This is a genomic window from Protofrankia sp. CiP1_Cm_nod3, assembly GCF_982290655.1.
In genome coordinates, this window is record NZ_CEVIVD010000034.1 from 33,394 (window position 1) to 42,358 (window position 8,965).

Consider the following 8,965-nt stretch of genomic DNA (forward strand, 5'->3'; position numbering starts at 1 on the left):
GCCCACCGGCGACGCGCGGCCCGCCGGCCAGGCCCAGCCCGCCGATCAGGCGTGGCCCGCCGGCGCGGATCACGGCTCCACCTCGGTACAGACGGACGCGGTTGAACAGGAGCACGTGCGTTGACACCCTCGGCCAGCACGGCGGCCACCATCCCCACCTTCGACGACGCCGTCGCCCGCTACGAGCCGGTGATCGGGCTGGAGACGCATGTCGAGCTCGGCACCGCCTCGAAGATGTTCTGCGGGTGCTCCACCGCGTTCGGTGCGGAGCCCAACGCCCAGGTGTGCCCGACCTGCCTGGGCCTGCCAGGCTCGCTGCCGGTGGTCAACGAGGCCGCCGTCCGGTTCGCCGTGATGATCGGCCTGGCGCTCAACTGCTCGATCTCGCCATGGTGCCGCTTCGCGCGCAAGAACTACTTCTATCCGGACATGCCGAAGAACTTCCAGATCAGCCAGTACGACGAGCCGCTGTGCGAGAACGGCTGGCTCGACGTGGAGGCCGACGGGAAGATCCACCGGGTCGGCATCACCCGCGTCCACATGGAGGAGGACACCGGCAAGTCCCTGCACGTCGGCGGGGCCACCGGGCGCATCCACGGGGCCACCCACTCGCTGGTCGACTACAACCGGGCCGGCATCCCGCTGGTCGAGATCGTCACCGAGCCGGACGTCCGCTCGCCCGAGGTCGCCCGTGCCTACGTCGACGAGCTGCGTGAGCTCTGCCGGGCGCTGACCGTCTCCGACGTCCGGATGGAGCAGGGCTCGCTGCGCTGCGACGCCAACGTGTCGCTGCGGCCGCGCACCGCCCCCGGCGAGCCCGCCGCGCCCTACGGCACCCGGTCGGAGACCAAGAACCTCAACTCGCTGCGCTCGGTGGAGCGGGCGGTCCGGCACGAGATCGTCCGGCAGGCCACCCGGCTGGACGCGGGCCTGAAGGTCGTCCAGGAGACCCGGCACTTCGACGAGGCCTCCGGGACGACGTCGGCCGGCCGCTCCAAGGAGGAGGCGACCGACTACCGGTACTTCCCCGAGCCGGACCTCACCCCGCTGGCGCTGACCCACGAGTACGTCGACGCCGTCCGGGCGACCATCCCGGAGCTGCCGGCGCAGCGCCGGGCGCGCCTGGCAGCCGACCACGGGTTCACGCCCGCCGACATCGTGAACATGCGCAACGCCGGCGTCCTCGACCTGGTCGAGGAGACCATCGCGGCCGGGGCGACGGCCGAGGCGGCCCGCAAGTGGTGGCTGAACGAGCTCGCGCGCCGGGCCGCCGACGCCGGCGTGCCCCCGACCGGCCTCGCGATCGAGCCGTTCGACGTCGCCCGCATCGCGGAGATGATCGCCGACGGCGAGCTGACCGACGCCCTCGCCCGCACGGTCATCACCGGCGTCCTCGCCGGTGAGGGGACACCGGACGAGGTGGTGGCCGGCCGTGGCCTCAAGCTCGTCTCCGACGACGGCGCGCTCGCCGACGCGGTCGAGAAGGTCATCGCCGCCCAGCCGGCCATCGCCGACAAGGTGCGCGGCGGCAAGCTGAACGCGGTCGGCCCGCTGGTCGGCGCGGTCATGAAGGCCATGAAGGGCCAGGCGGACCCGGGCACCGTCCGCAAACTCCTCCTGGAGCGCCTCGGCGAGTAACCAGCGGAAAGCGTAGGTGGAAAACGTCACTATCACGCCGTTTTTCACCTACGGACGCGCGGGCCGTAGGTGAAAAACCGTGTGGTAGCAACGGTTTTCACCTACGGCCCGCGTTGTGCTCACGGCGCGTCGACAGGCGGGTCCCGGTTGGGCCTTCGTAAGCTGGTGCCACGCCCGGAGCCCGGCCGTCGATGACGGCGGAGCCCGGTCCGTCATCAGCGGGGCCGCCGCTGGGGTCGTCAACGGGGGAGGAGCACGCCAAGGTGCCTCTGACTCCCGGCGGGTTCACCGCGTCGACGTCACGACGGGGCCGTGGCCGCGCCCGTCTGCTCATCGCCCTCGCCGTCGTCATCGTGCTGCTCGCCGCGTCCGGCGCCGGGTACCTGTGGAAGATCCGTAGCGACAGCCGCGCCCAGGACAGGGCGGCGAGGGCCGCGGCGGAGGCCTACCTGTCCAGCTGGCAGAGCCTCGCCTCGTCCGGTGACACGGCCACCTCCGCCACCACGGACCGCGCCGCGGCCACGGCCACGGGCGGCGCCACGGCCGGGCCCGCCAGCGCCGGGCCCGCCAGCGCCGGGCCCAGCGCGGTGCCCGCCGCCAGCGTCGCGCTCACGGCCGCGCAGGAGCAGGGCAGGGCCGGCGTGACCGCGGTGGCCGTGCCGGGGACGATCAACGTTGACCAGCTCGTGACGTCCATGGCCGACGCCCGGACCAGGCTGAACGTGACCGGGGCCCGTTTCGTCCCGGGTGCGTTGGAGCGGACGGGTTCGACCGCCACGGTCGGCTACTCGGCGTTGCTCACCCTGGCCAGCTTCCCCGAGCCGTACGGCTATGACGGCGTGCTGCACCTCGCCCGTCAGGGGAAGGCATGGAAGGTCCAGGCCCGGCCGGACGCGATCCACCCCGCGCTGGCAGCACCCGGCCTGCGGCTGGACCGCACGACGTCCAAGGGTAAACGCGGCCAGCTGGTCGACGCCAACGGCCAGCCGCTGAGCGGCGACGCGGAGCTCGCCGGCAACCTGGTCGGCCAGGTGGCCCCGCTGTCGGGACTGCAGCGCGTCCACGACGCGGTCCTCGCCCCGCAGGGCGGCACGGTGGTCGTCCGCAACGAGCGCAACGAGACCGTCAGTACCCTGCGGTCGTACCCGATGACCGACGGCAAGGACGTGCAGACCACGCTGGACCTGAAGGTGCAGCGGGCCGGCGAGGCCGCGATGGCGGCCGCGTCCAAGCCCACCGGGGCGCTGGTGGCCGTCGACGTGCGCACCGGCGGTGTCCTCGCCCTGGTGAACCACCCGCTCAACGGGTACGGCCGGGCGATCAACGGCCATTATCCGCCGGGGTCCACCTTCAAGATTGTCACGGCGACCGCCGCGCTGATCGCGGGGAAGGACGCGAACACCCCGCTGGACTGCACCCAGACCGTGGCGGTCGGCGGGCGCACCTTCAATAACGCCGAGGCCGAGCAGTTCGGTGTTATCCCGTTGCGGGAGGCGTTCGCCCGCAGTTGCAACACCGCGTTCATCCGGCTGGAGCAGTCGTTGCCGGACACGGCATTGGAGCAGGCCGCGAAACTCTATGGTTTCGACGGCAGCCAGCCACTGCCGATAGCGAGCGTCGGCGGTTCTTTCCCGACGCCGAAGGACGCTGTGGAATCGGCGTCGGACGCCATCGGACAGGGCAAGGTGAACGCGAGCCCGCTACAGATGGCCAGCGTGGCAGCGGCGGCCGCCAGCGGCACCTGGCACCAGCCGTTCGTGACCGGCACGGCGCCGCGCAGCAACCCGCTGCCGGCGGCGGTGGTCCCGACGCTGCAGGACTTCATGCGGGCGGTGGTCACCGAGGGGACGGCGAACAGCGTGGCCTTCCCCGGTGAGGTGCGCGGCAAGACCGGCACCGCCGAGTACAAGGACGGCAGCCCGCCGCCGACCCACGGCTGGTTCGTCGGCTACCGCGGCAACGTCGCCTTCGCGGTCATCGTCGAGGACGGCGGCTTCGGCGCCCAGTCCGCGGCCCCCATAGCCGCCCACTTCCTGGCCAACCTCGACGCCACACCCTGACACCGCACCCTGACGACAGCCTTCTGACGGTTCCTGACGAGCGCTTGCCCGCCTTCCTGTTGCTGGCACGTTGCCAGCGAAGGTTCTGTTACGTGGAAAACAACAGGGAAACGATGGTCGCCTTTTATGTGTATATGTTCGACATGGTGACGCTTTGCATGGCACACTGCGTACCGTGACCGTGTTTGCGCTCGGCGCGCTTGCCGACCCCGATCCCGGGTAGTCGCCTGCTGGGCAGGCCGGTGGTGCAGACAACGGCGTCTGGCGACATTCTGTCGATGTACTGTTTCGTTCCGTTGTCTTTCGCGTCGTTGTCTCCTGTGCCGCACACCGGGCGCGCAGGCTGTTTTCGGTTTCGCCTGCCCCGTGCCCCCGCTCTCAGGCGAGAGCACGGGAATTCGCGTATTCCACGGACCTCCGGAGCGCTCCCATGCCTGCCTGGCGCCATCTGCTCGACGTCCACGGACGTCCTGCCCCGCTCGTCGGTGGAGGACGGCCGGTCGATGGCCGATGAGGCCCGATCCCGCGGATACTTCCGACGGCTCGCCCAGTCCGTCGCCGGCCGCTTCGATCCCCACAGCTGTTCCTGGCGGCGGACCTGTTCCTGGTAGAACGCTGTCGAGTCTTTCTGGACGGCGGGCCCGATCTGCCCTGGTCCCATTCGGCAGGGTCGCAGGCGTGCCGCCGGCCGCCCGGCCACGTAAGACCACGGTCAACCTCACCCTCGCCGAGGAGGAGGCACTCGAAGATCTCGTCCGCGACCTCCGGCGTCGTACCGGCAGAGCAGTGTCGAAAGACGAGACATGGCGGGCGATGCTCGTGTGGAGCATACGCCACGGCAGCCTTACCGACGCCCTCGCGGACATCCTCGAACAACCACCGCCGGCTCAGCCCTGAACCACCCGTTTCCCCTCGCGGACAGGGAACGCCGATCCCGCGACGGCGGGAACAACTCTCCTCGCCATGCAAGTTTCCCGTCATCCCGTCATCCCGTCATCCCGTCATCCCGTCATCCCGTCATCCCGTCATGACGGAATTAACTCTTTTTGCTTGTGTGATATCTTGTCCAGCATCTTTGCCTATGTTTTTTCCGCCCGTTTTTATTCCGTTGGCCCCAGTCGTCGCCTGAGCGCCACACCTGCATGTCACCCTGGGAGCTGACGCCGACATGACACCTATCACCTCACCTCAGGCCCACCCCGGTGCCAGACGAAGCGGAGACACCGGGGCGCTGTCAGCTGCCCACGTGACGTAGGTATTTCCGGCCAGAGCCGCACGAAGCTCCCGGCGTCAGAAGCGTCGGATCATGAGATCGAGTACGTAAGTGGTCGCTCCGGCAGCCACTTACGTACTCGATCTCATGATCCACCGGTCTGGTGAGCCTACCCGCCACGCTGTGAACGGCCCTGTCGACGGCGGGAGCTGGTCGTCAGGAGGTTCTTGGATCGCCGTTCACATCAGGCAAGATCCACGGGGGAGTCCGAGGTCGGTAACGGCACGCTGAAGGCTTGGGGCTGGTGCCGACGTGCCAGGGGTGTGGGTGGGCTGCCGGCGTCTTGGGTACCTGGCACCGTCGCGGTGGGCGCGGTGTTGGGTGACGAGGGTGTTGATGAGCTTGACGGGGGCGGGGATGTCGGGGCATGGTTAGAGCCATGCTCAGTGGCATCCTCGCACCTGCGATTCCTGTACTTGTGGAGCGCGCGTAGCCGATCTTAGGACTGCGTGCGCCGCCCCTCAGTGCCTTCGGCACGAGGGGTTTTTTTGTGCCCGGCCCACCCACCCGTCACCACCGTGGAACGTCAAGGAAGACGATCAGATGAGCAGTCAGATCACCGGAGCGCAGTCGCTGGTCCTTTCGCTGGAGGCCGCCGGGGCCGACGTGGTCTTCGGCATCCCCGGTGGCGCGATCCTCCCGGCGTACGACCCGTTGTACGACGCCGAGCGCCTCCGGCACATCCTGGTCCGTCACGAGCAGGGTGCCGGGCACGCCGCCGAGGGCTATGCGCAGGCCACCGGACGGGTGGGCGTGTGCATCGCGACGTCCGGGCCGGGCGCGACGAACCTGGTCACGCCGATCGCGGACGCCTACATGGACTCGGTGCCCCTGGTGGCGATCACCGGCCAGGTGCCGAGCGCGGCGATCGGGACGGACGCGTTCCAGGAGGCCGACATCTGCGGCATCACCCTGCCGATCACCAAGCACAACTTCCTGGTGGCCTCCGCGGACGACATCCCGCGCACGATCGCCGAGGCGTTCCACCTCGCCTCCACCGGACGACCCGGGCCCGTACTCGTCGACCTGCCCAAGGACATCCTGCAGGCGACCACGTCGGTGCTGCCCGCCGACATCTGGCCGCCCACGCTGTGCCTGCCCGGCTACCGGCCGGTGACCCGCCCGCACGGCAAGCAGATCCGCGAGGCGGCCCGGATGATCAGCGCGGCCCGCCGGCCGGTCCTCTACGTCGGCGGCGGGGTGCTCAAGGCGCGGGCCGCCGCCGAGCTGCGTACGCTCGCCGAGCTCACCGGCATCCCGGTGGTGACGACGCTGATGGCCCGCGGCGCGTTCCCCGACTCGCACCCGCAGCATCTGGGCATGCCGGGGATGCACGGGTCGGTCGCCGCGGTGACCGCCCTGCAGAAGTCCGACCTGCTGATCGCCCTCGGCGCCCGCTTCGACGACCGGGTGACGGGCCGGCTCGCCTCCTTCGCGCCGAAGGCCGCGGTCATCCATGCCGACATCGACCCGGCCGAGATCGGCAAGAACCGGGTGGCGGACGTGCCCATCGTGGGGGACTGCCGCGAGGTGATCAACGATCTCGTCGCCGCGCTGCAGGGCGAGCCGCGGGCGGACCTCGCCGGCTGGTGGCGGCAGGTCGACGGCTGGCGCCGGACCTACCCGCTGGGCTACGACCTGCCGACGGACGGCTCGGTCGCCCCGCAGTACGTCATCGAGCGGCTCGGCAGGATCGCCGGCCCGCAGGCGCTGTACGTCGCCGGGGTCGGCCAGCACCAGATGTGGGCCGCGCAGTTCATCTCGTACGAGAACCCCTATACCTGGCTGAACTCCGGTGGACTGGGCACGATGGGCTACGCGGTGCCCGCAGCGATGGGCGCCAAGGTCGGCCGGCCGGACGCGACGGTGTGGGCGATCGACGGTGACGGCTGCTTCCAGATGACCAACCAGGAGCTGGCCACCTGCGCGCTGGAAGGCATCCCGATCAAGGTTGCGATCATCAACAACGGGTCGCTCGGCATGGTCCGGCAGTGGCAGACCCTGTTCTACGACCAGCGGTACTCCAACACCGACCTGGGCACCCGGCCGGACAGTGCCGGCACCAGCGCCGGCACCGGCGGCGGCCCCGGTGCCGGCAGCGCGTCCGGTGCCCCGCGGGGCACGCGCCGGGTGCCGGACTTCGTGCGCCTCGCCGAGGCGCTCGGCTGCGTCGGGATGCGCTGCGAGTCGCCGGACGAGGTCGACGCCACGATCGACAAGGCCATGGCCATCGACGACGCGCCGGTCGTGGTGGACTTCGTCGTCCACCGGGATGCGATGGTGTGGCCGATGGTCGCCGCCGGCGCGAGCAACGACGACATCAGGATCGCCCGGGACATCGCCCCCGATTTCGACTATGAAGAACTGTAGGAAGAGGTTCAGGCCGTGAGCACGCACACCCTGTCGGTGCTGGTGGAGAACAAGCCCGGGGTGCTCGCCCGGGTCGCGGGGCTGTTCTCCCGGCGCGGCTTCAACATCGAGTCGCTCGCGGTCGGGCCGACCGAGCACGACGACGTCTCCCGGATGACGATCGTCGTGTCCGTCGACGAGCTACCGCTCGAGCAGGTCACGAAACAGCTCAACAAGCTGGTCAACGTCATCAAGATCGTCGAAATGGAGCCGTCGGCCGCGGTGCGGCGGGAGCTGGTCCTGGTCAAGGTGCGGGCGGACCTGTCGGTCCGTTCGCAGGTGCTCGAGACCGTCCAGCTCTTCCGCGCGAAGGTGGTCGACGTCGCCCCGGACGCGGTCACCGTGGAGGCCACCGGCACCCGCGACAAGCTCGACGCCCTCATCCGGATGCTCGAACCGTTCGGCATCAGGGAACTGGTCCAGTCCGGCATGGTCGCCCTCGGCCGAGGCCCGCGATCGATTACCGACCGTAGTCTGCGTGCTCTCGACCGGACGGCCTGAGGGCCATGGAGATCCCGTGGGCCCGGTTGCGCCGGGCCCACTGACGAAGAATCGAGGAGATTCGCCCACGATGGCCGAGATCTACTACGACGCGGACGCGTCGCTCGACAACATCACCAACCGTAAGGTCGCCGTCATCGGGTACGGCAGTCAGGGCCACGCCCACGCCCTCAACCTGCGCGACAGCGGCGTGGACGTCCGGGTCGGCCTGCCCGAGGGCAGCCGCAGCCGGGCGCGGGCCGCCGAGCAGGGGCTGCGGGTGCTCACCCCGGCCGAGGCGTCGGCCGAGGCGGACGTGATCATCCTGCTCGCGCCGGACACCGCCCACCGTAAGATCTACGCGGAGTCCATCGCGCCCAGCCTGTCGCCGGGCAAGGCGCTCGCGTTCGGCCACGGGTTCAACATCCGGTACGGGCTGATCGAGCCGCCGGCCGGGGTGGACGTGTTCATGGTCGCGCCGAAGGGCCCGGGGCACCTGGTCCGGCGGACCTTCACCGAGGGCAAGGGCGTCCCGGTGCTGGTCGCGGTCGAGGCGGACGCGTCGGGCGGCGCGCTCGCGCTCGCGCTCGCCTACGCCAAGGCGATCGGCGGCACCCGCGCCGGCGCGCTGCGCACGACCTTCACCGAGGAGACCGAGACCGACCTCTTCGGCGAGCAGGCTGTGCTCTGCGGCGGCGCGAGTGCCCTGGTACAGGCCGGTTTCGAGACGCTGGTCGAGGCCGGCTACCAGCCGGAGGTCGCCTACTTCGAGTGCCTGCACGAGCTCAAGCTGATCGTCGACCTGATGTACGAGGGCGGCATCAGCCGGATGCGCTACTCGATCTCGGACACGGCCGAGTACGGCGACGTCACCCGCGGCCCGCGGGTGATCACGCAGGCGGTGAAGGACGAGCTGCGCCGCATCCTCGGCGAGATCCGGGACGGCTCGTTCGCCCGCGAGTGGGTGGCCGAGGACGACGCGGGCCGCCCGCAGTTCACCAAGCTCGTCGAGGAGGGCAAGAAGCACCCGATCGAGCAGGTCGGCGCCCAGCTGCGGCCGCTGATGTCCTGGATCGCCGAGCCCGTCGACTGACCTGCCCCACCC

5 protein-coding genes and 1 pseudogene are annotated in these 8,965 nt (G+C 70.2%); all 6 read left to right on the plus strand.

From position 1 onward, the window contains the following. Positions 1-150: 150 nt before the first annotated feature. The 6 genes and pseudogenes from gatB (at position 151) to ilvC (ending at position 8,953) form a co-directional block, all read left to right on the plus strand. Positions 151-1,638 (plus strand): Asp-tRNA(Asn)/Glu-tRNA(Gln) amidotransferase subunit GatB, encoded by a 1,488-nt coding sequence (gene gatB, locus AC5LUJ_RS09440; RefSeq protein ID WP_445548527.1) that lies wholly within the window; start codon positions 151-153, stop codon positions 1,636-1,638. Positions 1,639-1,901: 263 nt separating this feature from the next. Beyond that, positions 1,902-3,698, plus strand: a complete 1,797-nt coding sequence (locus tag AC5LUJ_RS09445) for a penicillin-binding transpeptidase domain-containing protein (protein WP_493464783.1) — start codon at positions 1,902-1,904, stop codon at positions 3,696-3,698. A 678-nt stretch (positions 3,699-4,376) separates the two neighbouring features. Next, positions 4,377-4,595, plus strand: a complete 219-nt coding sequence (locus tag AC5LUJ_RS09450; protein ID WP_250286692.1) for a hypothetical protein — start codon at positions 4,377-4,379, stop codon at positions 4,593-4,595. 913 nt (positions 4,596-5,508) lie between these two features. Then, a pseudogene (locus AC5LUJ_RS09455) lies at positions 5,509-7,341 on the plus strand (acetolactate synthase large subunit); the annotation flags it as partial. A gap of 15 nt (positions 7,342-7,356) precedes the next feature. Beyond that, complete coding sequence (gene ilvN / locus AC5LUJ_RS09460; protein ID WP_250286696.1) at positions 7,357-7,881, plus strand: acetolactate synthase small subunit; 525 nt, start codon at positions 7,357-7,359, stop codon at positions 7,879-7,881. Between the two features lie 70 nt (positions 7,882-7,951). Then, on the plus strand, positions 7,952-8,953 hold the full coding sequence (ilvC, locus tag AC5LUJ_RS09465; protein ID WP_250286698.1) for a ketol-acid reductoisomerase: 1,002 nt from the start codon (positions 7,952-7,954) through the stop codon (positions 8,951-8,953). Positions 8,954-8,965: the final 12 nt, after the last annotated feature.

Bases quoted from the DNA above. Each gene is read 5' to 3' on its own strand.
- ilvC (WP_250286698.1), top strand. From the start codon at position 7,952: ATGGCCGAGATCTACTACGACGCGGACGCGTCGCTCGACAACATCACC.